The sequence below is a fragment of the Pseudomonas sp. HLS-6 TE3448 genome (genome assembly GCF_053629555.1).
The window spans coordinates 130,978-156,637 of record NZ_JBRJIO010000001.1; the positions used below are offsets into that span (position 1 = coordinate 130,978).

Annotated in this window: 26 protein-coding genes; 12 read left to right on the forward strand and 14 right to left on the reverse strand. The window is 60.3% G+C overall.

The window, feature by feature from the left end; translation table 11 throughout:
- Positions 1-5: 5 nt before the first annotated feature.
- Positions 6-716, forward strand: a complete 711-nt coding sequence (locus AB7M23_RS00590; protein WP_065761445.1) for a DUF3108 domain-containing protein — start codon at positions 6-8, stop codon at positions 714-716.
- Between the two features lie 93 nt (positions 717-809).
- Here AB7M23_RS00590 and AB7M23_RS00595 read toward each other — a convergent pair whose 3' ends face one another.
- The 7 genes from AB7M23_RS00595 to AB7M23_RS00625 all read right to left on the reverse strand — a co-directional run bounded on the left by AB7M23_RS00595 (position 810) and on the right by AB7M23_RS00625 (position 9,055).
- The gene (locus AB7M23_RS00595) at positions 810-1,349 is read right to left on the reverse strand and encodes a DUF2058 domain-containing protein (protein WP_065761444.1); all 540 of its coding nucleotides are present in this window, start codon (positions 1,347-1,349) and stop codon (positions 810-812) included.
- 26 nt (positions 1,350-1,375) lie between these two features.
- Positions 1,376-2,206: a nucleoside triphosphate pyrophosphohydrolase gene (gene mazG / locus AB7M23_RS00600; protein WP_065761443.1), complete on the reverse strand. Its 831-nt coding sequence runs from the start codon at positions 2,204-2,206 to the stop codon at positions 1,376-1,378.
- A gap of 83 nt (positions 2,207-2,289) precedes the next feature.
- The gene (relA, locus tag AB7M23_RS00605) at positions 2,290-4,530 is read right to left on the reverse strand and encodes a GTP diphosphokinase (RefSeq protein WP_065761442.1); all 2,241 of its coding nucleotides are present in this window, start codon (positions 4,528-4,530) and stop codon (positions 2,290-2,292) included.
- Between the two features lie 100 nt (positions 4,531-4,630).
- On the reverse strand, positions 4,631-5,989 hold the full coding sequence (gene rlmD / locus AB7M23_RS00610; RefSeq protein WP_330522868.1) for a 23S rRNA (uracil(1939)-C(5))-methyltransferase RlmD: 1,359 nt from the start codon (positions 5,987-5,989) through the stop codon (positions 4,631-4,633).
- Complete coding sequence (gene cysM / locus AB7M23_RS00615; protein WP_065761440.1) at positions 5,989-6,891, reverse strand: cysteine synthase CysM; 903 nt, start codon at positions 6,889-6,891, stop codon at positions 5,989-5,991. The genes rlmD and cysM overlap by 1 nt, the downstream gene beginning before the upstream one ends.
- 34 nt (positions 6,892-6,925) lie before the next feature.
- Positions 6,926-8,338 (reverse strand): sensor histidine kinase, encoded by a 1,413-nt coding sequence (locus tag AB7M23_RS00620; RefSeq protein WP_454240028.1) that lies wholly within the window; start codon positions 8,336-8,338, stop codon positions 6,926-6,928.
- A complete protein-coding gene (locus AB7M23_RS00625) occupies positions 8,339-9,055 on the reverse strand; it encodes a response regulator transcription factor (protein WP_102053267.1) in 717 nt (238 codons plus the stop codon). It abuts the gene before it with no gap.
- A 215-nt stretch (positions 9,056-9,270) separates the two neighbouring features.
- On the opposite strand from AB7M23_RS00625, the gene AB7M23_RS00630 reads away from it, so the two are divergent.
- The 4 genes from AB7M23_RS00630 (at position 9,271) to AB7M23_RS00645 (ending at position 13,963) form a co-directional block, all read left to right on the forward strand.
- Entirely contained in the window at positions 9,271-12,036 is a 2,766-nt protein-coding gene (locus tag AB7M23_RS00630) for a response regulator (protein ID WP_102053266.1), read from the forward strand.
- Between the two features lie 67 nt (positions 12,037-12,103).
- Positions 12,104-13,093 (forward strand): 2-hydroxyacid dehydrogenase, encoded by a 990-nt coding sequence (locus AB7M23_RS00635; RefSeq protein WP_454240029.1) that lies wholly within the window; start codon positions 12,104-12,106, stop codon positions 13,091-13,093.
- A gap of 31 nt (positions 13,094-13,124) precedes the next feature.
- On the forward strand, positions 13,125-13,562 hold the full coding sequence (locus AB7M23_RS00640) for a hypothetical protein (protein WP_065761435.1): 438 nt from the start codon (positions 13,125-13,127) through the stop codon (positions 13,560-13,562).
- Positions 13,559-13,963, forward strand: a complete 405-nt coding sequence (locus AB7M23_RS00645; protein WP_065761446.1) for an META domain-containing protein — start codon at positions 13,559-13,561, stop codon at positions 13,961-13,963. Before AB7M23_RS00640 ends, AB7M23_RS00645 begins: the two co-directional genes overlap by 4 nt.
- Positions 13,964-14,050: 87 nt before the next feature.
- On the opposite strand, the gene AB7M23_RS00650 is transcribed toward AB7M23_RS00645, so the two are convergent.
- Entirely contained in the window at positions 14,051-14,515 is a 465-nt protein-coding gene (locus tag AB7M23_RS00650) for a TlpA disulfide reductase family protein (RefSeq protein ID WP_099775570.1), read from the reverse strand.
- Between the two features lie 86 nt (positions 14,516-14,601).
- On the opposite strand from AB7M23_RS00650, the gene arsC reads away from it, so the two are divergent.
- From arsC to AB7M23_RS00665, 3 genes are read left to right on the forward strand one after another with little or no spacing between them, the layout of a single operon-like run.
- Positions 14,602-14,955: an arsenate reductase (glutaredoxin) gene (gene arsC, locus AB7M23_RS00655; protein WP_065761846.1), complete on the forward strand. Its 354-nt coding sequence runs from the start codon at positions 14,602-14,604 to the stop codon at positions 14,953-14,955.
- On the forward strand, positions 14,952-15,557 hold the full coding sequence (gene wrbA, locus AB7M23_RS00660; RefSeq protein WP_065761847.1) for an NAD(P)H:quinone oxidoreductase: 606 nt from the start codon (positions 14,952-14,954) through the stop codon (positions 15,555-15,557). The genes arsC and wrbA overlap by 4 nt, the downstream gene beginning before the upstream one ends.
- Positions 15,550-15,972, forward strand: coding sequence for a DUF2069 domain-containing protein (locus AB7M23_RS00665; RefSeq protein ID WP_065761848.1), 423 nt, complete (start codon positions 15,550-15,552; stop codon positions 15,970-15,972). Before wrbA ends, AB7M23_RS00665 begins: the two co-directional genes overlap by 8 nt.
- Positions 15,973-16,000: 28 nt before the next feature.
- On the opposite strand, the gene AB7M23_RS00670 is transcribed toward AB7M23_RS00665, so the two are convergent.
- Together AB7M23_RS00670 and ttcA are read right to left on the reverse strand one after the other, a co-directional pair.
- Positions 16,001-16,672 carry a DNA-3-methyladenine glycosylase I gene (locus AB7M23_RS00670; protein WP_099775571.1) on the reverse strand — a complete coding sequence of 224 codons (672 nt, stop codon included), beginning with the start codon at positions 16,670-16,672 and terminating at the stop codon, positions 16,001-16,003.
- Positions 16,673-16,696: 24 nt separating this feature from the next.
- A complete protein-coding gene (gene ttcA / locus AB7M23_RS00675) occupies positions 16,697-17,521 on the reverse strand; it encodes a tRNA 2-thiocytidine(32) synthetase TtcA (protein ID WP_065761337.1) in 825 nt (274 codons plus the stop codon).
- A gap of 269 nt (positions 17,522-17,790) precedes the next feature.
- Between ttcA and AB7M23_RS00680 the strand changes: the two genes are divergently transcribed.
- Both AB7M23_RS00680 and AB7M23_RS00685 read left to right on the forward strand, forming a co-directional pair.
- On the forward strand, positions 17,791-18,390 hold the full coding sequence (locus AB7M23_RS00680; RefSeq protein WP_330522874.1) for a Yip1 family protein: 600 nt from the start codon (positions 17,791-17,793) through the stop codon (positions 18,388-18,390).
- A 128-nt stretch (positions 18,391-18,518) separates the two neighbouring features.
- The gene (locus AB7M23_RS00685; protein WP_454240030.1) at positions 18,519-19,013 is read left to right on the forward strand and encodes a SprT family zinc-dependent metalloprotease; all 495 of its coding nucleotides are present in this window, start codon (positions 18,519-18,521) and stop codon (positions 19,011-19,013) included.
- Between the two features lie 72 nt (positions 19,014-19,085).
- Here the strand turns inward: AB7M23_RS00685 and AB7M23_RS00690 are convergent, their stop codons facing one another.
- The gene (locus tag AB7M23_RS00690; RefSeq protein WP_102053260.1) at positions 19,086-20,408 is read right to left on the reverse strand and encodes a dicarboxylate/amino acid:cation symporter; all 1,323 of its coding nucleotides are present in this window, start codon (positions 20,406-20,408) and stop codon (positions 19,086-19,088) included.
- Between the two features lie 415 nt (positions 20,409-20,823).
- On the opposite strand from AB7M23_RS00690, the gene AB7M23_RS00695 reads away from it, so the two are divergent.
- Both AB7M23_RS00695 and AB7M23_RS00700 read left to right on the forward strand, forming a co-directional pair.
- Complete coding sequence (locus AB7M23_RS00695) at positions 20,824-21,621, forward strand: dienelactone hydrolase family protein (protein ID WP_454240031.1); 798 nt, start codon at positions 20,824-20,826, stop codon at positions 21,619-21,621.
- Positions 21,622-21,705: 84 nt separating this feature from the next.
- Positions 21,706-22,407, forward strand: coding sequence for a 4'-phosphopantetheinyl transferase family protein (locus AB7M23_RS00700; RefSeq protein WP_454240032.1), 702 nt, complete (start codon positions 21,706-21,708; stop codon positions 22,405-22,407).
- Between the two features lies 1 nt (position 22,408).
- Here the strand turns inward: AB7M23_RS00700 and fhuF are convergent, their stop codons facing one another.
- From fhuF to AB7M23_RS00715, 3 genes are read right to left on the reverse strand one after another with little or no spacing between them, the layout of a single operon-like run.
- The gene (gene fhuF / locus AB7M23_RS00705) at positions 22,409-22,969 is read right to left on the reverse strand and encodes a siderophore-iron reductase FhuF (protein WP_454240033.1); all 561 of its coding nucleotides are present in this window, start codon (positions 22,967-22,969) and stop codon (positions 22,409-22,411) included.
- On the reverse strand, positions 22,966-24,579 hold the full coding sequence (locus AB7M23_RS00710) for an ATP-binding protein (protein ID WP_102053256.1): 1,614 nt from the start codon (positions 24,577-24,579) through the stop codon (positions 22,966-22,968). Before AB7M23_RS00710 ends, fhuF begins: the two co-directional genes overlap by 4 nt.
- Entirely contained in the window at positions 24,576-25,295 is a 720-nt protein-coding gene (locus AB7M23_RS00715) for a response regulator transcription factor (RefSeq protein WP_065761345.1), read from the reverse strand. Before AB7M23_RS00715 ends, AB7M23_RS00710 begins: the two co-directional genes overlap by 4 nt.
- Positions 25,296-25,660: the final 365 nt, after the last annotated feature.

Below are 25,660 nucleotides of genomic sequence, written 5' to 3' on the forward strand. Positions count from 1 at the left end.
ATTTTATGCGTCGCGCCCTGCTTTTCGCCCTCGCCGTGCTTGCGTTACCGCTTCAGGCAGCCGAACTGAAGCCCTACTCGGCCAGCTACACCGCCGACTGGAAACAGCTGCCCATGAGCGGCACCGCCGAGCGCAGCCTGGTCAAGAATGCCAACGGTACCTGGAGCCTCAACTTCAAGGCCGCGATGATGATCGCCAGCCTGACCGAGCAAAGCACCTTGCGCATGGACAAGGACACCCTGCTGCCACAAACCTACCACTTCGAACGTGGCGGCTTGGGCAAGGCGAAAAAAGTTGATCTGGACTTCGACTGGTCAAGCAACATGATCACCGGCACCGACCGTGGAGATGCCGTAAAGCTGCCACTCAACCGTGGCGTGCTGGACAAGTCCTCGTATCAGCTTGCACTGCAACATGACGTTGCCGCTGGCAAGAAAAGCATCAGCTACCAAGTGGTCGATGGCGACGAGATCGACACCTACGACTTCCGCGTCCTGGGCACCGAGAAAGTCTCGACCAAGGCCGGCCAGGTTGACGCCATCAAGGTCGAGCGCGTACGCGACCCAAGCCAGAGCAAGCGCATCACTGAACTGTGGTTCGCCAAGGACTGGGACTACCTGCTGGTACAACTGCGCCAGGTTGAAACCGACGGCAAGGAATACGTGATCATACTGCAGGACGGTACGGTCGACGGAAAACCTGTCAAAGGCAACTGAAGCCCGACAGCACACCTGAAAACCCCGCGCTGTGCGGGGTTTTTAGTATCAGCGCCAATAACGACAAACCCCGCCGAAGCGGGGTTTGTCGCTTTACCACATCAGATCATCAGGGATCTGATAGGCCGCGTACGGATCATCGGCATCCGGCTCCTCAACCTGAGTGTTGAGCAGGACGATACGCTTGGGATCACGCTCCTGGATCTTCAGCGCAGCTTCACGTGGAATCACTTCGTAACCTCCACCGTGATGAACGATAGCCAACGAGCCACTGCTCAGCTTGCTCCGCATCAGGGCGTTGACCGACAGGCGCTTGACCTTCTTGTCGTCCACGAAGTTGTAGTAGTCCTCAGTGTTCAGCTTGGGCAAGCGCGACACTTCAATCAGTTGCTTGACCTGAGCAGCACGGGCCTTCTGCTCGGCCTTCTCCTGCTGCTGACGGTTCAGTTCCTGGTCGCGCTTGGCCTTCTCGGCCATGGCTTCCTTGGCCAGCCGCTGCTGGGTGTCATCAACTTCTACCTGGCCTTTATGCTCCAGGCGTTTTTGCTTCTTCTGCTCTTTGGTGACCTGCTTGACCTGCTTCTGGTTGACCAGACCGGCCTTGAGCAATTGGTCACGAAGGGAAAGACTCATGGATGCTTACTCACTTATGCAACAGTTCAGCCGCAGCTGGACAGGTTCTTTTCCTGACGTTTGGCCTCGCCCCAGAGCGCGTCCAAGTCTTCGAGGGTGCAATCTTCGATCGGACGGCCCATATCGCGCAATGCCTGTTCGATAAAACGGAAGCGTCTTTCGAACTTGCCATTGGCGCCACGCAGCGCGGTTTCCGGATCGACTTTCACATGCCGCGCCAGATTGACGGCGGCAAACAACAAGTCACCCACCTCGTCGGCCAATGCCGCCGGGTCATTGTCGGCCATGGCCTGGAGCACTTCATCGAGCTCCTCACGGACCTTGTCCAACACAGGCAAGGCATCAGGCCAGTCAAAGCCGACCTGAGCCGCACGTTTTTGCAGCTTGGCCGCTCGCGACAAGGCCGGCAAGGCTGCCGGCACGTCATCGAGCAGCGACAACTGCTCAGGCTCGGCCTTCTCGGCGCGCTCCTGAGCCTTGATTTCTTCCCAGCGCTGCTTGACCTGGCCTTCATCGAGGCGCGGCGTATCCAGCGGCGCATACAGCTCCCCCGTTGGAAACACATGGGGATGACGACGAATCAGTTTGCGAGTGATGCTATCGACTACAGCCTCAAACTCGAAGCGCCCCTCCTCCCGCGCCAATTGGCTGTAATACACCACCTGAAACAGCAGATCGCCCAACTCACCTTGCAGGTGCTCGAAATCACTGCGCTCGATGGCATCAGCCACCTCGTAGGCTTCTTCAAGCGTGTAGGGAACAATGCTCGCGTAGGTCTGCTTGAGGTCCCACGGGCAACCGTACTGCGGATCACGCAGGCGCGCCATGAGATGAAGCAAGTCGTCTAGGGTGTACATCTTGGGTTCTCTGTGTCGGAGGGCTTGGCATCATCGCCCGCACTGCAGCTCCCGGGGAAACTGGCAGTGCGGGCGAAAGCACCTCAGGAAGTACGATTACGCCGCGTCTCGATGATGTTCGGCAACTGCGAAATACGCCCCAACAAGCGTCCTAGTGCATCAAGCCCCGGAATTTCGATGGTCAGCGACATCAGCGCAGTGTTGTCTTCCTTGTTCGAGCGGGTGTTGACCGCCAGCACGTTGATCTTCTCGTTAAGCAGCACTTGAGAGACGTCACGCAGCAAGCCCGGACGGTCGTAGGCACGGATGACGATATCCACCGGATACGTCTGCACCGGTACCGGCCCCCAGCTTACCTGGATGATCCGCTCCGGCTCACGCCCGGCCAACTGCAACGCCGAAGCGCAATCCTGACGGTGGATGGTCACGCCGCGGCCCTGGGTGATATAGCCAACGATGGCATCCCCCGGCAGCGGCTGGCAGCAACCCGCCATCTGCGTCAGCAGGTTACCCACGCCCTGGATCTGGATATCACCGCGCTTGCCCGGTTTGATACCGGTCGCCTTGCGGGTGATGAACTCCAGTTGCTCAACACGCTCCGGTTCCACCAGTTGCTGTGCGGCGTTGACCAAATGGGCCAGGCGCAAGTCGCCGGCGCCCAACGAGGCAAACATGTCCTCGGCGGTCTTGACGTTGGCTTTTTCCGCCAGGCGCTCAAAGTCCACCTGGGGCAGACCGAGCCGCGTGAGCTCACGCTCAAGCAAGGTCTTGCCTGCGGCAACGTTCTGATCACGGGCTTGCAGCTTGAACCAGTGTACGATCTTGGCCCGTGCCCGCGAGGTGGTGACATAGCCCAGGTTCGTGTTCAGCCAGTCCCGGCTCGGATTACCGTGCTTGCTGGTGATGATTTCGACCTGCTCACCGGTCTGCAGGCTGTAGTTGAGGGGTACGATCCGCCCATTGATCTTGGCGCCGCGGCAGTTGTGGCCAATTTCGGTATGCACGCGGTAGGCGAAGTCGAGCGGGGTCGCGCCCTTGGGCAGGTCAATGGCATGCCCGTCCGGGGTAAAGACATAGACCCGATCCGGCTCGATGTCGACCCGCAACTGTTCAGCCAGGCCACCAATATCGCCCAGCTCTTCATGCCACTCGAGGACCTGACGCAGCCAGGAAATTTTCTCTTCATAGTGGTTGGAGCTGGATTTGACATCCGTGCCCTTGTAGCGCCAATGCGCACAGACGCCGAGCTCGGCCTCTTCATGCATGGCGTGGGTACGGATCTGAACCTCCAGTACCTTGCCCTCTGGGCCGATAACCGCAGTATGCAGGGAGCGGTAACCATTCTCCTTGGGGTTGGCGATGTAGTCGTCGAACTCCTTGGGAATGTGCCGCCAAAGGGTATGCACGATACCCAGCGCGGTGTAACAGTCGCGCATTTCCGGAACCAGCACGCGCACCGCCCGCACGTCGTAGATCTGGCTGAACTCCAGGCCCTTGCGCTGCATTTTGCGCCAGATCGAATAGATATGCTTGGCACGGCCACTGATGTCAGCCTTGACCCCGGTAGCCAGCAGTTCGTTCTGCAGCTGATTCATGACATCAGAAATGAAGCGCTCGCGATCCAGCCGGCGCTCATGCAGCAACTTGGCGATCTGCTTGTACTGTTCAGGCTCCAGGTAGCGGAAGGACAGGTCTTCCAGCTCCCACTTGATATGCCCGATACCCAGGCGATGCGCCAACGGCGCGTAGATATCGAACACTTCGCGGGCGACCCGGTGGCGCTTCTCGTCGTCGGCACTCTTCACCGCACGGATCGCACACGTGCGCTCAGCCAGCTTGATCAGGGCCACGCGCACATCGTCGACCATGGCCACGAGCATCCTGCGCAGGTTTTCAACCTGCGCCTGAGAGCCAAGTACCAAGGAATGACGCGGATTGAGGCTATCGGTGATGGCCGCCATACGCAGCACACCATCGATCAGCTTGGACACGACCTGACCAAAGCGCTGGCCCACCTCGGCCAGGGTTACCTTGCCTTCGCGCACAGAGCGATAGATGACCGCGGCCACCAGAGAATCCTGATCAAGCTTCAGATCAGCGAGAATTTCCGCGATCTCAAGCCCGGCCTGAAAACTCGACGTACCGTCGGCCCAGGAATGCTTGGCCGGGTTGCCCTTTTTCTCGACATCCTGGGTGAACTCACAGGCGGCCTTGAGGGCTTCCCGGTCCAGCGCCGTATCGACGCTGACCACATGATCCAGCCATGCCTCGAGATTGATACTACCGTCGGTGTTGACCGGCTGGTGCACTCTCACCTGTACCATCTTTGTTTACCTTTCCCTACCGCGCATACGTAATGCGCTTGAAATCACAGGCGTTGCCCCTGCCGGATCCAAGGGGCAACCGCCGAACGGGCTTGCTACGCTAGCCCGCCTCGAATAACGCCATGGCCTCGACATGGGCCGTCTGAGGAAACATGTCGAGTATCCCGGCACACTTTAACCGGTAACCCTGCCCGAGCAACGCTTGGGTATCGCGCGCCAGAGTGGCCGGGTTACACGAAACATAGACCAGACGCTTGGCACCCAGGTTCGCAATATTTCTGACCACCTCAAGCGCACCGTCCCGTGGTGGATCCAAGAGTACCGCAGAAAAGCCCTCACCGGCCCACTCCATGCCTGCCAGAGGTTGGGACAAATCGGCCTGAAAAAAGCGCACGTTATGCAAATTATTACTGCGGGCGTTTTCCGCGGCACGCTCGACCATGGTCTGCACCCCTTCCACCGCCACGACTTCGCGGGCTTGTCGGGCGAGTGGCAAAGCGAAGTTACCCAGGCCGCAGAACAGGTCAAGCACACGCTCGTCATTCTGCGGTGCCAACCAGGCCAGTGCCTGTTCGATCATCGCGGTATTGACCTGGGCATTGACCTGAACGAAGTCACCTGGGCGGTAAGCCAGCTCCAGGCCCCACGGCTCAAGAACAAAACCCAACGCCTGGCTCGGATCAACCGCGGTCGGCTCACCCTCTCCCTGCAACCAGAGTTGCACGCCAGCGTCGTTGCAGAACGCCTGCAGTTGCTGTAGATCGCCCTCCGCCAGCGGAGCGGTATGGCGCAGCAACAGCGCCAGCGCCGTACCGCTGAACAATTCGACATGGCCGATCACTTGAGGTTTGCGCAAGCCGCGCAACACGGCAGGCAACTGCTGCATGATCGGCTGCAGGGCGTCGACCAGCACCGGACATTCATCGATCGCAACGATATCCTGACTGGCCTCGGCACGGAAACCAACCTCCAGGTGCTTGGCGCGGGCATCCCAACGCACTGCAACGCGCGCACGCCGCCGGTAGCCGAACTCAGGCCCACTCAGCGGCGGTGCCCAGTGCTCAGGCTCAACGCCCGCTACACGCTGCAACTGTTCGGCGAGCAGGCGCTGCTTGAGCGCCAACTGCTCGGCATGGGGCAGGTGCTGCAGGTTGCAGCCACCGCAACGGGCCGCATGCGCGCAAGGGGCCGTACGCCGCAGCGGGCTGGCGCTGAATACACGCTCCAGACGTGCCTCGACCACCTTGCCATGGGCGCTGAGCACCCGCGCTTCGACCTCTTCACCCGCCAGCGCACCGCTGACAAACCAGGTACGCCCCTCAACAAATGCGATGCCACGGCCGTCGCCGGACAAGCGTTCGAGTGTCAGGCGCTGCTTCTTGCCAACAGGAACCTGTGGGGTACGGCTGCCGCCGGCCGGCTGAAAGCGCAGGCCGCTATTACGTTTATTCTTGGACATCAGTTACCAGCGTCAAAAATGCCGGTCGACAGGTAACGGTCGCCACGGTCGCAAATGATCGCCACCATGACCGCGTTCTCTACCTCGCGAGACAGGCGCAACATGGCCGCCACGGCACCGCCAGAGGACACGCCACAGAAAATACCTTCTTCACGGGCCAGACGGCGGGTGGTGTCTTCTGCCTCGGCCTGGGACATATCGACCACACGGTCAACGCGCTCGGCCTCGAAGATTTTCGGCAGGTACTCGTGCGGCCAACGGCGAATGCCAGGAATAGCAGAGCCTTCCATCGGCTGCAGGCCGACGATCTGCACCGCCGGGTTCTGCTCCTTCAGGTAGCGCGAGCAGCCCATGATGGTACCGGTGGTACCCATGGAGCTGATGAAATGGGTAATGGTGCCCTGGGTCTGGCGCCAGATTTCCGGGCCAGTGCTGACGTAATGGGCTTCAGGGTTATCACCATTGCCGAACTGGTCGAGCACCTGGCCACGGCCTTCGGCCTGCAGCCGCCCGGCCAGATCGCGGGCACCTTCCATGCCCTCTTCCTTACTGACCAGGATCAGCTCGGCACCGTAGGCGGTCATGGCCGCCTTGCGCTCGGCGCTGGAGTTGTCCGGCATGATCAGAATCATCTTGTAGCCCTTGATCGCCGCTGCCATGGCCAGGGCAATCCCGGTATTACCCGAGGTCGCTTCGATCAGGGTGTCACCCGGCTTAATCTGCCCGCGCAGTTCGGCACGGGTAATCATCGACAACGCTGGCCGGTCCTTGACCGAGCCTGCCGGGTTATTGCCTTCAAGCTTGAGCAGGAGGGTGTTGCTCGTATCGCCAGCAATGCGCTGCAGGCGAACCAAGGGCGTGTTGCCGACGCAATCGGCGATCGTAGGGTACTGCAAGGTCATGGCGTATTCGCAATCCAGACTGCGGGGGTGTTCATCATACCGGCAAACGGCGTGCGCCCATATCACGCAATGTATGCTCCTTATAGCCTTGAGCTATAAGCTCGGTTGCAGCAGGCAATTGCATCAGCAGCCGCAGACCTTCATCAGTATTCTGCGCCCATAGCTGCCCGCCTTGGCGCGTCAGCGCATTGCGGGCGATGCTCAACCCCAGGCCAAAGCCGCCATCACCGGGGCGTGAACCATCCAACCGGGCAAAAGGATCAAAAATACGTTCCAGTTCGCCCTTGGCCACGCCGCCCCCCTGATCGTCTATCCAGAGTACCCACAGGCTGCCGCTACGGCGCCCACTCAGGCGAATCACACCTTCGGCAGGTGAATGCCGGATGGCATTGCGCAGAATGTTTTCCAATGCCTGGGCCAGGCTGTTGAGGTTACCCAGCACCCAGCAGGAGCTGTCCAGCGAGCACTGCAGTTGATCCGCCGACCAGCCACTTTCAAAGCAGGCATCCTCGACCAGCATCTCCCACAGTGCCTGTACCTGGATCGGCTCTCTGGTCAGAGGGCTTTGCTCAGCATCAAGCCATGCCAGTTGCAGCGCATCTTCAACCAGCCGCTGCATGCCGTCGACCTCGCGGCTCAAGCGCTCACGCAAGCCCCGCTCATCAACCTCCGAGTCACAGGCAACACGCAACCGACTGAGGGGCGTACGCAACTCATGAGACAAGTCTCGCAGCAACTGCTGCTGCAGAGTAACGGTACGTTGTAGCCGTTGGGCCATATCATCGAATGCACGCCCCAGCTCGCCAAGTTCATCACGCCGGCTGGTGGTCGTACTGGCTACCCGCGCTGAAAGCTGATTGGCCCGCCAGGCGTTGGCCTGGTGACGCAGTTGGTTCAACGGCATGATCAACATGCGGTAGAGCCCGACACAGAACAGTAACGTCAACAGACCAGGAATCAGCCCGTTGATAACCATGGCCCAGAGCAACGTGACATGGCGCTGGGGCATCAATCGCTGCGGCAACTCGATGACCAGACTGCCCTGAGTGGCGTCCAGGGGAAAAGGCAGCTTGATCCAGGGGGGCTGCGTGGCGCGGCGACTGATCGGCCAATCAACCCCGCGCAGGGCGGTCAGGCGCTGGCTTTCGGCGTCACTCAAAGGCAGGCTGCCAAGGGATTGCAAATCACGGCCAATGACCCCGACCCAGACACCTTCACGGCGACGCACACCTTCCAGCCAAGCATCGACCGCCGCCTCTGAGCCGCCTCGCCAGGCCTGTTCGGCGTCTGCTGCATACGCCTCGAGCGTTGCTCGTGCGGTGCTTGAGAGAAAGGCTGTACGGGTCTCCATTTGACGGCCCCAGGTCCAGCTCAACGCGATCATCAGCAGGCAGAAGCCCACCAGCAGAACGGCCAGCTTCCAGAACAGTGAATAACGACCGGGCACTTAACCGGCCTCGACAGCGCTGAGCCGGTAGCCTTTGCCCCAAACAGTCAGCACTTGCCGCTCCAGGTAACCAATGCGCTTCAGTTTCCGGCGAATCTGGCTCACATGCATATCCAGGCTACGGTCGTGCCGGGAGTAACCGCGCTGCAGTACCTGCTGGTAGAGGAACGGCTTGCTCAGTACCTCTTCGACATTGCGCTGAAGGGTTTCCAGCAGGCGATATTCACTGGGGGTCAGCCCGGCCCAGCGTTGCTCGAAACACACATCAGTGATCCGCTCATCGAACAGCAGCCCGCCTGAAAGCATCGGCTCGGGTTGCTGGTGGCGTCGCTCCAGTGCAACCCGGCGCAGGATCGCTTCGACCCGCACCCGTAACTCAGCAATGCTGAAAGGCTTGGGCAAGTAATCGTCCGCGCCTCGCTGAAAGCCACTGATACGGTCGGCCTCCGCGCCCAGGGCGGACATCAGAATGACCGGTGTCGAACTGCACGCACGCAACTGCGACAAGGCATCCAGGCCATTCAATCCCGGCAGCAGGATATCCATCAACACGACATCGAAAGGCTCACGCGTTGCCAGCGCCAAGCCCTCACCGCCATCCCGGCACCAGGTCACCCGAAAGCCACTGCGTTGCATCTGTTCATGCACGTAGCTACCCAGGATCGGGTCGTCTTCAATTGCAAGAATGTTGGGGACAGGCGTAATTACGGGACTCATTGGTAGACGCTAGTAATTCTCAATAACATGATTATTCAGATTACATACGCATCAAGCAACCAATTACCGACAAACATCTAGGAAAATTCCCACAGAAAGATAAAAGTAGATACAAATGAGTGCATTGCTTCGATAGTCGCGGTAATTTTCCGACTTGGGCCGCCACTTCGATCTTACGGCGTCTTACAGCAATTGCCTGAGCACAGGAGAGTGGCGTGCTGAATAGATTGGGTATCAGAAGCCGTGTGCTGTTGCTCGCGCTCTTGCCGACCAGCCTGATGGCGCTGGTACTGGGTGGCTATTTCACCTGGCTGCAGCAAAACGAGTTGCAGTCCCAACTGCTGCAACGCGGCAAGATGATTGCGGAGCAACTGGCCCCTCTGGTGGCACCGGCACTGGTCAGCAACAACCCCGCACAACTGGAGCGCATCGCCGCCCAGGCACTGGAACAAGCCGATGTACGTGCGGTAGGTTTTCTTGCGCCCGACCGCAGCAGCCTTGCCCATGCCGGACCGAGCATGCTCAACCAGGCACCCAATGGCGACACAACCCAGTTGTTGCAGCGCAGCGGCAGCGACGCGACGCGCTACCTGCTACCGGTATTTGGCCGCCATCGCGATCTGGCGGGTGAATTGATTCCCGGCGAATCCCACCGCCTGCTCGGCTGGGTGGAAGTCGAACTGTCCCATGACGGCACACTGCTACGGGGCTACCGCAGCCTCTTTGCCAGCATGCTGCTGATTTTCATCGGCCTGGCTGTAACCGCTCTGGTTGCCTTGCGCATAAGCCGGACCATCAACGGCCCTTTAGGGCAGATCAAGCATGCGGTGAACCAGCTCAAGGACGGCAACCTGGAGCAACGCCTACCTACGCTGGGGAGTTACGAACTGGACGAGCTGGCCGACGGCATCAACCGCATGGCCCAAACCCTGCAAAACGCCCATGAAGAACTGCAGCACAGCATCGACCAGGCGACAGAGGATGTTCGCCAGAACCTGGAAACCATCGAGATCCAGAACATCGAACTGGACATGGCGCGCAAGGAAGCCCTGGAAGCCAGCCGGATCAAGTCAGAGTTTCTGGCCAACATGAGCCATGAGATCCGCACCCCGCTCAACGGCATCCTCGGTTTTACCCACCTACTGCAGAAAAGCGAGCTGAGCCCGCGCCAGCTTGAGTACCTGGGCACCATTGAGAAGTCTGCCGACAACCTGCTGGGCATCATCAACGAGATTCTCGACTTCTCGAAAATCGAGGCTGGGAAACTGGTGCTCGACAGCATTCCGTTCAACCTGCGCGACGTCATTCAGGAAACCCTGACCATTCTCGCCCCTTCGGCCCACGCCAAGCAGCTTGAACTGGTCAGCGTGATTTACCGCGACACCCCGTTGTCGCTGGTTGGCGACCCGCTGCGACTGAAGCAGATCATCACTAACCTGGTCAGCAACGCCATCAAGTTCACGCGTGAGGGCACCATCGTCGCACGTGTGATGCTAGAGGATGACGACGATGATCAGGAGGACAGTGTCCACCTGCGCATCAGCGTTCAGGACACAGGCATCGGGCTGTCGCCGCAAGACGTGCGTGCCCTGTTCCAGGCATTCAGCCAAGCCGATAACTCCCTCTCCCGCCAGCCAGGTGGAACGGGGCTAGGGCTGGTGATTTCCAAGCGACTGATTGAACAGATGGGCGGCGAAATTGGTGTCGACAGTACCCCGGGCGAAGGCTCTCAGTTCTGGGTCAGCCTACGCTTGCCTAAAGCCCTGGATGATGCTGAAGACCTGCCGCCATCGTCGCTGCAGGGACGCCGCACCGCCATAATCGACCCGCACCCCCTGGCGTGCCAGGCCCTGCAGCACCAACTGCAGGACTGCGGGCTGAGCATTACGGTGTTCAACACGCTCGATCAGTTGCTCAATGGCATGGATGCGGCTCGCCTGGCCGGCCAGCCATTTGAGCTGGCGGTGCTCGGCGTAAGCCTTGCCAACCTGTCCCCTGAGCGACTTGGACAGCACGTGCAAACCCTCGAAAAACAGGGTTGCCAGACCATGGTGCTGTGCCCGACCACCGAGCAACGCGCGTTTCAAGCCTGCCTGCCGAACCCGCACAGCCAATTGCAGGTCAAACCAACCTGTACCCGCAAACTGCGCCGCGCCCTGCTGGATTTGACCGAACCACGACGCAGTGAGGCAGAACTGACGCGTCAAGTGCCGGGGCAGCGCCAACCCAAAGTGCTGTGTGTCGACGACAACCCTGCCAACCTGCTCCTGGTACAAACACTGTTGGAAGACCTTGGCGCCTCGGTAGAGGCCGTCGATAGCGGCAGCGCGGCGATCAAGGCGGTACAGGAGGACTGCTTCGACCTCGTTCTGATGGACGTACAGATGCCGGGCATGGACGGGCGCGAATGCACCGAACAAATACGTCTCTGGGAAACCGCAAACGATAGCTCAGCGCTGCCGATCGTGGCACTGACCGCCCACGCGATGGCCAACGAAAAACTCGCCTTGCTGCACAGCGGTATGGACGACTACCTGACCAAGCCAGTCAGTGAGCGGCAATTGGCCCAGGTCCTGCTGAAATGGACGGGGCTCTCACTGGCCAAGCCGCCTGTAGAACGTTTCAGCGAGCGCCCGGTCGACAGTGCCGAACTCAAAGTACTCGACCCGGAAGAAGGCCTGCGTCTGGCCGCTGGTAAACCGGACCTGGCGGCTGACATGCTGGCAATGCTGCTGGCCTCACTGGACGCCGACCGCGATGCCATCCGTACCGCACGCCATGCGAGTGACCGCACCGCGCTGATCGAACGGGTTCACCGTCTCAATGGCGCCACCCGCTATTGTGGTGTGCCGCAACTGCGCGCCGCCTGCCAGCGCTGCGAGACGTTACTTAAACAAAATGCGCCGCAAGCCCAACAGGCCCTCGACGAACTGGATCGCGCCCTTGCCCGGCTCAGCGCCCAGGCGCGACTGAGCGTCTGACCTGAGGCAAAGCCAGCGGCGTGGCTGTTGTTTAAACTGGCGGCATTCGATGCCAAGGAGCTTTGCCATGCGCGCACTATTTTTCAGCAGCCAGACATACGACCAGGAGAGTTTCCGTGCCGCGCCCGCCATGGAAGGGCTGACCCTGAACTTCCAGGCTGCGCGCCTGACCGAGGCTACCGCCATGCTGGCGGCAGGCCATGAGATTGTCTGCGCCTTCATCAACGATGATTTGTCAGCACCGGTGCTGGAGCATCTGGCGGCCGGAGGCACGCGGCTGATCGCCTTGCGCTCGGCCGGCTATAACCACATTGACCTGAAGGCCGCCAAACGCCTGGGGCTGAGCGTGGTGCGCGTGCCAGCCTATTCACCGCACGCCGTCGCCGAACACGCCGTGGCATTGATTCTGGCCCTCAATCGACGCCTGCACCGGGCCTATAACCGCACCCGCGAAGGCGACTTCAGCCTGCATGGGCTGACAGGCTTCGACCTCTACGGCAAAACCGTCGGGGTGATCGGTACCGGCCAGATAGGCTTGGCCTTTGCACGAATCATGGCCGGCTTCGGCTGCCAGCTACTGGCCTACGACCCCTTCCCCAACCCTCAAATGCAGGATCTTGGCGCACGCTACCTACCGTTGCCGGCGTTGTTGGCTCAGGCACGCATCGTCAGCCTGCATTGCCCCTTGACCGAGCAAACCCGCCACCTGATCAATCAGCAGAGCCTGGCGTTGATGCAACGCGGGTCGATGTTGATCAACACCGGCCGTGGCGCGCTGGTGGACACCCCAGCTCTGAGTGATGCCCTGAAAAGCGGCCAGCTCGGCTACCTGGGCCTGGACGTCTACGAAGAAGAAGCACAGCTGTTCTTTGAAGACCGCTCCGACCAACCACTACAGGATGATGTGCTGGCGCGGCTGCTGACCTACCCCAACGTGATCATCACCGCCCACCAGGCGTTCCTTACTCATGAAGCCCTGGCCGCCATTGCCCAGACCACCTTGGAGAACATTGCCCGCTGGGCGGTCGGGAATCCGCAGAATCTGGTCGAAGGTTGATGCTAGGATACGCGGCAGATTTGGAGGACCCATGGTCGAACACGATTTCCGCTACAACCTGTTTAATCCGCAACACACCCTGATCGAATGCCGCTCTCTGGCACCAGGTCGCTACCAGGTCACTGGCAATGGTGGCTCAATCCACAATGACGATGTCTTGCTGGTGACCCTCAAGGGCAGCAAGAGCCTGTCAATGCGCCTGACCGTGGAAAAAGTACGCCACCTGATCAACCCGCCCGGTCAATGGGTAGCCGTGGCCAGTGGCCCGGTCTTCGGCGAACTGGCGATCCATCAGTGGCAAGTCAACTGCGACAGCTGCCAGGCCAGCCTCGACTTCGAGTTCGCGGTAGACGCCAAGCTGGGCAACAAGGCCCAACAACCCGCCGCCGTGGCGCGTATTGCCGAACTGGGTTGGACCACCCAGGGCGACAAACATACGTGCCCGAAATGCCGGGGGCAGGCGCAGTGAAACAACTTCTGTTATCGGCCCTGGCAGCCGCAGGCCTGGTCGGCTGCGCTGCCGAGCCAATGAAGCTTGAGCAGGAGCAAAGCTACATACTGGAATGGATTGGCGAACGGCCACTGATGGACTACAGCCACCTGACGCTGACCTTGGCAGCCGATGGCCGGGCGTATGGCAATGCGGGCTGCAACCACTGGTTCGCGCCGTATCAGCTGGACGGAAACAAACTGAGCTTCGGTAAAATTGGCAGCACCCGCAAGCGCTGCGCACCGGCACTGATGGAACAGGAGCAACGTTTCCTGCAGGCATTGGGAGAGGTCGAACGCTGGGACATCTCGCCAATCGAACAGGTACGGTTCTGGCCAGCACAAGGCAAGCCACTGCGTTTTTGGCCTGAAGAAGGCTAAGTACCCGTCATGTTCTGCAGGGGCCGGCATTGCTGGCCCCTGCAGGGACGCGCAAACCACTGCCTGGCTGCGCGGGATACCGACGGATCAGGCGCCCTTGAGTGCGGTCAGCTTCTCGGTAATGCCCGCTGCGGTCTGCTCACCCAGCAACTGCTCGCGCACCTTGCCCTTGTCGTCAATGATGTAAGTGACCGGCAAACCCTCACTGCGCGGCAACTCAAAGCGCTCGGCCGGGTCGTCAGCAAGCACGGTGAACCCTATCCCCAGCGCATCACTGGCCTTTTTCAACTCATCACCGCGCAGGCCGTCGAAATTCACCCCGAGCACCGTCACGCCCTTGGCCTGCAGGTCTTTGGCCACCGCATTGAGCTCCGGAATCTCCGTACGGCACGGGCCACACCATTCAGCCCAATAGTTGAGCACCAGCCAACGCCCATCCACGTGTTCGGCCGCCACTTTGCGGCCATTTTGATCCAGCCCATAGTCTGCGCCGCAACCGCCGAGCAACAGGCTCGTAGTGATCGCCAGTACTGCTGCCAATCGCCTTGTCATGGGTCAATCCTTATTGAATATTCAAGCAAAATGCGAAGTCGCTGCGGTTAGAATAGCCGCCACTTCATGCTGGATGCGACCCGAACATGACCGACTTGACGCTTTACCATAACCCACGCTGCTCCAAATCCCGTGGTGCGCTGGAACTGCTCGAGGCCCGTGGCCTGGCGCCAACCGTAGTACGCTACCTGGAAACACCACCCGACGCGGCGACGCTGCGCAGCCTGCTCGGCAAACTGGGAATCACAGCCCGTGAACTGCTGCGCAGCGGCGAAGACGAGTACAAGAGCCTCGACCTGGCAAACCCTGCCCTATCCGAAGATGAACTGATTGCCGCCATGGTCAGCCACCCGAAACTGATCGAGCGACCGATTCTGGTCGCAGGCGACAACGCCGTGATTGGCCGGCCACCCGAAAAGGTGCTGGAGATCCTTTCGTGAGCACGCCCTACATCCTCATTCTGTATTACAGCCGCCATGGCTCCACCAGTGAGATGGCCCGGCAGATTGCCCGTGGCGTTGAACTGGGCGGCCTGGAAGCCCGTATTCGCACCGTACCGGCCATTTCCAGCGAGTGCGAAGCCGTTGCCCCGAGCATCCCGGAAAACGGTGCGTTGTATGCCAGCCTTGACGACCTGCGTAATTGTGCCGGCCTGGCACTGGGCAGCCCGACTCGCTTCGGCAACATGGCCGCACCTCTCAAGTACTTCATCGACAGCACCAGCAGCCTCTGGCTGAGCGGCGGCCTGGTCGGCAAACCCGCCGCGGTGTTCACCTCCACTGCCAGCCTGCATGGCGGCCAGGAATCGACGCTGCTGTCCATGCTGCTGCCGCTGATGCACCATGGCATGTTGATCATGGGCCTGCCCTACAGCGAGTCGGCACTGCTGGAAACCCGTGGAGGTGGCACCCCTTATGGCGCCAGCCACCACGCCGGAGCTGACGGCAAGCGCGCCCTGGACGCCGATGAAATCGCCCTGTGCCGGGCGCTAGGCCAACGCTTGGCGAGCACCGCTACGCTACTGGAGAACGGCCGTGGCTAAGAAGCCGAAAGTACTGCCCCCACTGGAGTGGTTGGCTCCACGTGTGCGTATCAGCCGGGCGCTGAGCCTGGCGACATTCGTCGGCTTGATCGCCCTGTTGAGCGTCAACACCCTGCTGTTCGCCGAGCTGCATGGCGCGCGCTCCTGGGTGATTCTCGGCGTCGAACTGGTACCGTTGCTGATACTGATGCCGGGCATACTGCTGGGCAGTGCCCGCGCTCATGCCTGGATCTGCTTCGTGGTAAACCTGTATTTCATCAGCGGTGTACAGGCCACCTTCGTCCCGGACCGGGCACTGTTCGGCTGGCTGGAAGTGCTGCTGAGCCTGGCGCTGTTCATCAGCGCCTTGCTGTATGTGCGCTGGCGGTTTCAGTATGACCGCAAACTGGCGGGTGAAGGCTCGGCGCAACACTGAGCCCAGCGATCCCCCACCCGCCTTGACCTCAATGGTTAACGGTATGCGCCAGCATCACTGAGAGCTGACACAGTGGCCGCCCGCTTTCGGCGTGCCACTGATTGAACGCCGCCTGCACCCGCGCCAGGTCCCGCAGGCTGGTCGGCGCCTTGTCGATGATGTCCTGAGCCACAAGGGCCGCAACCATGTCGTCGGTAGGGATAAACGTATCCTTGCCGACCATGCGCAGAAAACGAGGTGCCGACAAGCCACCAAGCTGGTTGCCATGCTTGGCCAGGTACTTCCACAAACCGACGATGTCAGTCACTGGCCAGTCGGCGATCAAGGCGCCAAAGCTCCCCCTCTCCTTTGCCACATCCAGCACCATCTGCGCATTGCGAGGCACGCTCTTGAGCTTGCCCAGGTGACGGATGATGCGAGTGTCCTGCATCAACCGTTCCAGATGCTCAGCGCCCATCAGCACGACCTTTTCCGGGTCGAAACCGAAGAACACCTGCTCAAACGCCGGCCACTTGGCATCCACCAGGCTGTGCTTGAGCCCGGCACGAAACACGCGCAGGGCCAGGGTAGACAGATAGCGGTCGTCACTGATCGCACGCAACTGCGCCGGGGTGCGCGGCACCGGCAGATACGCCTCCAGTGCAGCGGCAGAGCCGAATCGGTTCAGGCAGTACTCATGCAGCCATTGATAATCACGCATGGCGGTTCCTTGCCGAGTGGTTCGTCAGATGTTCAGCACGTCGAGGAAACGCGGCGTCGCGGTGTCGTCGATGCGCAGATTGACGAAATCGAACAGGTTGCGGTCGGCCAGTTGCGACGGCACCACGTTCTGCAGGCCACGGAAGATACTCTCGGTACGCCCCGGCGACTTGCGTTCCCACTCCTGAAGCATGTCCTTGACGACCTGACGCTGCAGGTTTTCCTGCGAACCACAGAGGTTGCACGGGATGATCGGGAATTCTTTCATGTCCGAGTAGGCCTGAATGTCCTTCTCGCTGCAGTAGGCCAACGGCCGGATGACCACGTTGCGGCCATCGTCGGCCAGCAGTTTTGGCGGCATGGCCTTGAGCGTGCCATTGAAGAACATGTTGAGGAAGAATGTCTCGACAATGTCATCACGGTGATGACCCAGGGCCATCTTGGTCGCGCCGATTTCGTCAGCGAAGGTGTACAGGGTGCCACGACGCAGGCGCGAGCACAGCGAGCAGGTGGTCTTGCCTTCCGGGATCAATTCCTTGACCACCGAGTAGGTGTCCTTCTCGACAATGTGGTACTCGATACCCAAGGTCTTGAGGTAGGCCGGCAGCACGTCCTCGGGGAACCCCGGTTGTTTCTGGTCCATGTTCACCGCAACGATCTCGAACTTGATCGGTGCCACCTTCTGCAGGTGCAGCAGAACATCGAGCATGGTGTAGCTGTCTTTGCCGCCCGACAGGCAGACCATGACCTTGTCACCGTCTTCGATCATGTTGAAGTCGGTGACAGCCTCACCCGCCAGGCGGCGAAGGCGTTTTTGCAGTTTGTTCTGATTGACCGAAAGGGTGCCCATAGCGCTTGGAATCCGCGAGGTATGACAAAAGCCGGCTATTTTACGCATAAACCGACTGGCGGCGTAGGCCAATCCGATAAAGACTGCATCGTGATTAATACATCGCCTGACAGCGCAATTTGCTCTAAAAAACCCGGTTTTATGCAGCGAACTCCTTCCTATACTGCCACATAGGGCCACCGTGTATGTGACCTGGTCGTATGGCCCGAACCTCGGGCCAGCAAGCGCTCCTCTGGGGGGCGATGGCAACAACGAAAGGAGTGACTGGCATGATCCATCACGTTCTGGGGCTGTTTACCCATCCCGATCAGGAATGGCGAGAGATTCGTGGCGAAGAGGAAAGCATCAGCCACATGTACTTGACCCACACGTTGATACTGGCGGCCATTCCCGCCGTATCGGCATTTATCGGCACTACCCAGGTAGGCTGGGTCATCGGCGAGCGTGCGCCCGTCATGCTGACCATGGAAAGCGCGCTCTGGATGAGCATCATGTCGTACCTGGCCATGCTTGGCGGTGTTGCCGTCATGGGCGCGTTCGTCCACTGGATGGCCCGCACCTATGATGCCAACCCCAGCCTGGCGCAATGCATCGCGTTTGCAACCTACACCGCCACCCCACTGTTCGTCGGGGGTCTGGCGGCGCTTTACCCACACCTGTGGCTGGGGATGATTGTCGGTACGGCAGCCATCTGCTACACGGTCTACCTGCTCTATGTAGGCCTGCCGACCTTCATGAACATACCCTCGGACGAAGGCTTCCTGTTTTCGAGTTCAGTGTTGGCGGTGGGACTGGTGGTGCTGGTAGCCATCATGGCCTTCACGGTAATCGTCTGGGGACTGGGCGTGGGCCCCGTCTATACCAACTAGAAACACAGCAACATAGGTGCAACAAACCTCAGGCCGCCGCAAGGCGGCCTGATGCCGTGCATGGACCGGCGGTCTCGGCAGTAATGCTCAGGTTGCGGCATAATCGCCGGTCAGGAGTGTTCCCCGATATGCCCGAGCAACTCAAATCCCGCGTCGAAACTTGTTTCCAGCAGGCTGAAGCCTTTTTCAAACGCCCCTTCCAGCGCCCCGAAGTCAGTTTCAAGCTGCGTGGGCAGAAGGCCGGCGTGGCACATCTGCATGAGAACCTGCTGCGCTTCAACCTGCAGCTGTACATGGAAAACCGTGAAGACTTCCTGAAACAGACTGTCGCCCATGAAGTGGCCCACCTGGTTGCCCACCAACTGTTCGGAGGCAGCATTCAGCCCCATGGCGAAGAGTGGCAGTTGATCATGCGCGGGGTTTACGAACTGCCGCCGAATCGCTGTCACAACTACGCGATAAAGCGCCGTAGCATGACCCGCTATATCTACCGCTGCCCCTGCGCAGGTAGCGACTTCCCCTTCTCTGCCCAGCGCCATGGCCTGGTACGCCAAGGGCGGCGCTATCTGTGCAGACGCTGTCGGCAGACCTTGGTGTTCAGTGGGGAAACACGGGTGGAATAAACGACATCGCCGGCAAGGCTGGCTCCTGCATGAGGAGCCGACCTTGCCGGCGATGAGCACACCCCAGAATGCTTAGCGGGCAGCGCCTTCAGCCACACCCAGGTCATCGACTGGACGGGTGTCGATGATCGACGTGCCACCAGAGGCCAACTCGGCCTGCAGCTTGTCTTCGTCCAGTTCATTGACCCACTTGGCCACTACCACTGTCGCCACGGCGTTGCCAATCAGGTTGGTCAGAGCGCGGGCTTCGGACATGAAGCGGTCAATACCCAGGATCAGCGCCAGACCGGCAACCGGCAGGTGGCCAACGGCCGACAGGGTAGCGGCCAGAACGATGAAGCCGCTACCGGTCACGCCAGCAGCACCTTTAGAAGCAACCAGCAGCACCAGCAACAGGGTGATCTGGTGCGTGATGTCCATGGTGGTGTCGGTGGCCTGAGCAATGAACACGGCAGCCATGGTCAGGTAGATCGAAGTACCGTCAAGGTTGAACGAGTAACCGGTTGGGATCACCAGGCCGACAACCGACTTCTTCGCACCCAGGCGCTCCATCTTGATCAGCATGCGTGGCAGGGCCGACTCGGAAGACGAAGTACCCAGCACGATCATCAGTTCCTCACGGATGTAGCGGATCAGTTTGACCACGCTGAAGCCGTGGGCACGGGCGATACCGCCAAGCACCACCAGAATGAACACCACACAGGTGATGTAGAAGCAGACCATCAACTGGCCCAGTTGAACCAGCGAGCCCACGCCGTACTGGCCGATCGTGAAGGCCATGGCACCGAACGCGCCGACCGGTGCCAGCTTCATGATCATGTTGATGATGTTGAACATCACATGGGCGAAGCGGTCGATCAGGTCCAGCAGTGGCTTGCCATAAGCGCCCAGGCGATGCAGGGCGAAACCGAAGATCACCGAGAACATCAGCACTTGCAGGATGTCGCCGTTGGCGAAGGCACCGACGACCGTGTTCGGGATGATGTTGAGCAGGAAGCCAACGGTGGTCTGCTGTGCGCCCGCTGCGGCATAGGCCGCGATGCTGCTGGCGTTCAGGGTCGACACGTCAATGTGCATGCCAACACCCGGCTTGACCACGTTGACCACAACCAGGCCAATGATCAGTGCGATGGTGGAGACAATCTCGAAGTACAACAGCGCGTAGCCGCCGGTCTTGCCAACCGACTTCATGTTCTGCATACCCGCAATGCCGCTGACCACGGTGCAGAAGATGATGGGGGCGATGACCATCTTGATCAGCTTCACGAACCCGTCACCCAGTGGCTTGAGCGCCACACCGGTCTCAGGATAGAAGTGACCCAGCAGGATACCGATGGTGATCGCTACGATCACCTGGACATACAACGATTTGTACAGCGGCTGACGCGTCGTCATGGCTAATTCCTCAAGCGTACCGACCATCATCCTTCCCAGGATGCGGTGGTACCAAAAGCGCGAACCCTCCTGCACTGGAGGGATTTGTTTTGTCGAGCTGCCTGGCAGGACTCCGAAGGCTATTTAGCAATCACGATGCCAACGTGCGCTTTCTGGGTGCGAACCGCCGTTTCTCGGGGCTTGCATGCACTAGGAGGTGGCATAAAAAACGCTGTGCATTGGCGGATTTCCGCACGCAACCGGCGAAAAAACCTAACCAATGGCGGTAATCCGCCCACGCAGCCAGGGTTCGCCCTCACCCCGTTGCAGGATGGAGTGCGGAAGCTAGAGTAAGCAGGACATCCTGAACCGTCGCTGAGCGCTGTCCAAACAGCGGCTGAACACGATGGATCGACTCAAACGAGGAGTACCCGCCATGCGTTACCTGCTCGCACTTGCCTTGATCGGCGCCACAAGCCTGGCCCAGGCCGCTGTACAGACCCGCGAAATTGCCTATCAGGATGCCGACGGCAAGCGCCTGGTTGGCTATTACGCCTATGACGACAGCGTCGAGGAAAAGCGCCCAGGCGTGGTGGTGGTGCACGAGTGGTGGGGCCTGAATGACTATGCCAAACGCCGTGCGCGCGAGTTGGCGGGGCTAGGCTACAGCGCACTGGCCATCGACATGTACGGCGATGGCAAGCACACCGAGCACCCGGCAGACGCCATGACCTTCATGCAGGCGGCCATGAAAGACCCTGACGCTGCAGCCAAACGCTTCGATGCCGGTGTAGAGCTGTTAAAAATCCAACCGCAAACCGACAACAATCGAATTGCCGCCATCGGCTACTGCTTCGGCGGAAAAGTGGTGCTCGATGCCGCCCGCCGAGGCGAGCCTCTGCTCGGAGTCGTCAGCCTCCATGGCCCGCTGGCAACCAGCAACCCGGCAACACCCGGTAGCGTAAAGAGCAAGATTCTGGTGGAGCACGGTGCAGCAGACAGCATGGTCCCCCAAGAACAGGTGGATAAATTCAAGGACGAGATGAATGCGGCCGGTGCATCCTATGAATTCGTGAGCATCCAGGGCGCCAAGCATGGCTTCACCAACCCGGATGCTGACCGCCTCAGCCACGGCGAGCACGGCGGACCAGACATTGCCTACAACAAAAGCGCCGACGAAAGCGCTTGGGCAGACCTGCAGGTTTTCTTGAAGAAGGTGTTTACGCTGAACTGAAGTGCTGAGGAACGGCGCTTTGGCAGAAACGATGGGCTGGAAGGGGCGCTGGCCTGACGCCATGGATCGCGGCACAATACGGCCATGAAACGACTCCCATCTTGCTGCGCACCACTCCAGTACCACTGGCCTCTGCCTCGCGCAGTACCCGGCGCAGCACTGGTCAGCTGCTCGTTCGACCCCGCTCAACTGGCTGCCGATGACTTCGTCCTGGCGGGTATAGAACACACCAGCAGCCTGCAACGCTCAGTGGCCAAGCGTCAGGCCGAGTACCTCGCTGGCCGGGTCTGCGCCCGTGCAGCACTGCAAGCGCTGGATGGTCGGGAGTACATCCCCGGTACCGGCGAAGACCGTGCGCCGATCTGGCCAAGCGATATTAGCGGATCCATCACCCATAGCCACGGCTGGGCCGCTGCGGTGGTTGCCCCTAGTCACCAGTGCGCGGGCATTGGCCTGGATCAGGAAACCCTGCTCAGCCACGAACGCGCTCAGCGCCTGGCCGCAGAGATCCTCACAACCGATGAACTTCATCGAATGGACCCGGACCTGGCTGCCTTGGCGGTCACCCTGACCTTTTCCCTGAAGGAAAGCCTGTTCAAGGCCCTCTACCCTATCGTGCAGCAGCGCTTCTACTTTGAACACGCGGAGGTACTGGAATGGTCCACCGATGGCCATGCACGCCTACGCCTGTTGAAAGACCTGTCCACTGACTGGCGCCAGGGCCACGAACTGGAAGGCCAGTTCAGCGTACAGAATGACCAGGTACTGACCTTGATCAGCGTCTGAGTCAGGGGTTGAGCGGGCAGTGCGTACAGTGCCCCACCCACGCCACCTTGTAACTCAGGCAACAGGTTCGCCGACGCCGCAGGCCGTGCGCATCGTAGCTGACTGCCGCAAACAACGGGCCGCCAGGGCGATCCAGCAGGTCACGCGCCTCAACGAGGTCGACCTCCAGGGCCTGCAGGCACTGCTCCAGGCAATCGCCAGCATTCCCCCAGAGCACGGCAACCGGCACCGAGCCCAAGGCTGCCAGTTGCTGGACCAATGGCGTCAGGTGGTGCTCCAACAGGGCCTGCAAGCTATCGCTGCCTGTGGCCAGCGGCTCAAACGCCAACGGCAGACCACGATCGTCCAGGCTCACGCCGACATTGTTCGACAGCGCCAGCCCTCGCCCAGCACACCGGGCTGACACGGCCTCGCGCCAGAACAGCGCGAAATAGTACTTGGACCACTGCGACACCAGCACAGGCAACTGGGCTGGCATCAACTCAGGCCCATAGAGCGCCAGCAGCAGCCTGTGAAAGTACGCCGGACGTAGCAGCTCACTCAGCGTCACGGTCTGCTTCATGATGCACCAGAGGCCTGGCTACGCGGCCAACTCAGGCTGAAACACGCCCCACCCAGGCGCTCGCTACGGCTGACCGAGGCCCGCCCTGCATGCCAATAGATAATCCTGCGTACGATGGACAAGCCCAGACCGTGCCCACCGGAAGCCCGGGCGCGGCTGTCGTCGAGGCGAGTAAAGGGGGTAAAGATTCGGTCCCAGGCAGGCTCGGGGATGCCAGGACCATCATCTTCCACATCAATCCGGCAGCGCTGGGCACCTAATTGATAGCTCAGACAGACCTGTGACTCAGCATGGCGCATGGCGTTGCTCACCAGGTTCTGCAAAGCCCGGTGCAAGTAGCGTGGCTCCGCCTCCACCCATGCGCCGTCAGCCTCTTCTGCCCTCTGGCAGGGGCCGCGAACCACGCTCACCTCGCGACGCAATGGCGCCAGCTCTGCGATCACCTGGTCGAGCAGCGCATCCAGGTCGATCAACTGAAAATGCAACGCCGGTGAGCCCTGCTCCAGACGGGCATAGGTGAGCATCTCGTCGACCAGTTTATCGAGGTCCTGAATGTCACCATCCATGCCCTCCAGGTACTTTTCCCGAGCCTGATCGTTGCTGGCCCCGGCGATCATCTCCAGGCCGAAACGTAAACGGGCCACTGGCGTGCGCAGCTCATGGGACACGGCACGCACCAGCTCACGCTGAATACTCAACGACCGTTGCAAATGCTCCGCCATGCCATTGAAAGCCGCAGCCAATCGTCCAACCGAGTCATCATCATCGGCCGTCACACGGGTTTCCAGGCTACCCTGGGCGATGCGTGTGGCAGCAAACTCCAGGGTCGACAGGCGACGCTCCAGCTGACGCACCAGCAAATAGACGATCAAACCAATCAGGCACAAGCCCAGCACGGCAATCACTGCCAGCAACTGGGGTGGGTAGGCATTCATCTGGTACAGCGGGCCGAGCTCCAGCACCCAGGGCGTACCGGCAAGGCCGGAAAATACACGAATCGAGTCACCGTCCTTGCCCAGGGCCATCACCGTGTCGCCCTCCTCGACCCGTCGACGCTGGTCGTCATCCAGGTCAGCCTTGGTCATCGAAAGCAAGCGCAGGTCAAAGCCAAAACCCTTGGCTTCCTTCAATTGCGCAAGCCGCCCAGGCTGCTCCGCAACCGGATAACGCACCAACTCATCCGCCAGCAGGTAAATCGTGGCGCGGGCCAACTGCTCACTGATCTGCTTGACTTCACCCATGAGCAAAAACGGCTGGTCGCCAACCTGACGCATCACCCTGGCCGCATGAGGCCCGGTCTTCTCTACCAGTACCTGGCCACGCTGCAACAAGCTACGCTGACGCCCATCGAGCCCGGTGTGGGCCAAGGACTCCAACGCCAAGGGAATGCCCAGCAAGCGCTCCCAGATCGCCAGCGCACGCGTACGCTCCACCTCGCTGAGCGGCACCAGGTTGTCAGCCATCAGGGTGAAGGTCCCGTGAGCAAGCCGCTCACGGTATTGATCCGCGCGCACCTCGTTGAGCAGGTGCAGGCTCAAGGCGCCGAGCATTGCCACCAGCACCAGAGCGCTCAGCATGCCGCCGTAGATGCGCAGGAAAATCGAGTTCATGCCTCACGACCCATGGCCTGGGCCGCCTCGGCTACAAACAGGTAGCCTTTGCTGCGCAGGGTCTTGATCATCTTCGGATGGATTGGATCGTCACCGATTTTGGGGCGAATGCGTGAAATACGCACATCGATAGAGCGGTCCTGACCGTCATAACCCACACCTCGCAACGAGGTGAAGATCTCCTCGCGGGACAACACACGCCCGGCATTGCTCACGAGTAGCCAGAGCAGGTCGAACTCGGCGCTGGTCAACTCGATGCTCGCGCCCCGCAGCCAAGCCTCGCGCAGGGTGTTATCGACCCGCAACGGGCCGAACACCAATGCCTGGTGCTCACTACTGGGGGCATCACTGCGACGCAACAGAGCATTGATCCGGGCCAACAACAAGCGGGGACGCACGGGCTTGACCACATAGTCGTCGGCCCCCAGGTCCAGCCCCTGCACCTGATCAAGATCGTCGCTGCGTGCGGTGAGCATCAGAATTACCCCCGCATAGCGCGGGCGTACCTTGCGACAGATGCTCAGGCCATCCTCGCCAGGCAACATCAGGTCAAGGATCACCAGATCAGGCTGCTCATCAATGATGCGCTGGGCCGCCTTGGCACCGTCGCCCTCCACCGCTACCTCAAAGCCGTTGGCCTGCAGGTACTCGCCCGTGAGGTCGGCCAATCGCTGGTCATCCTCGACGATCAACACCTGACTGCGCTGCTGCTCCACGGACACCTCTGCTGGGCTTGTTGTTCTTGGAAGACCGCCCGTCAACAAAGGGCAATAATGGCACCGGATACTACGACGCGAACCCACACATTCCAACCGCCACCAACGGCACTGAAAAGCCGTGCCAGGAGCGCTGGACAATGGGGCTTTTTGTGATAGGGTTCGCGCCCGCAAAATTCCGTGTTCGGGGCGTCGCCAACGTAAAAAAAGAGTGACCAACGGCACAATGGCGGTGAGACGCGGCCTACAAGGCGTTGCCCGGAATCACTCACAAAATACGCACAAGTTATCCACAGAGCATCGCCTTGCAATACCCCCGATACCGCATTATCTTGTATCCCTATCGAAACAAAACACTATATCTT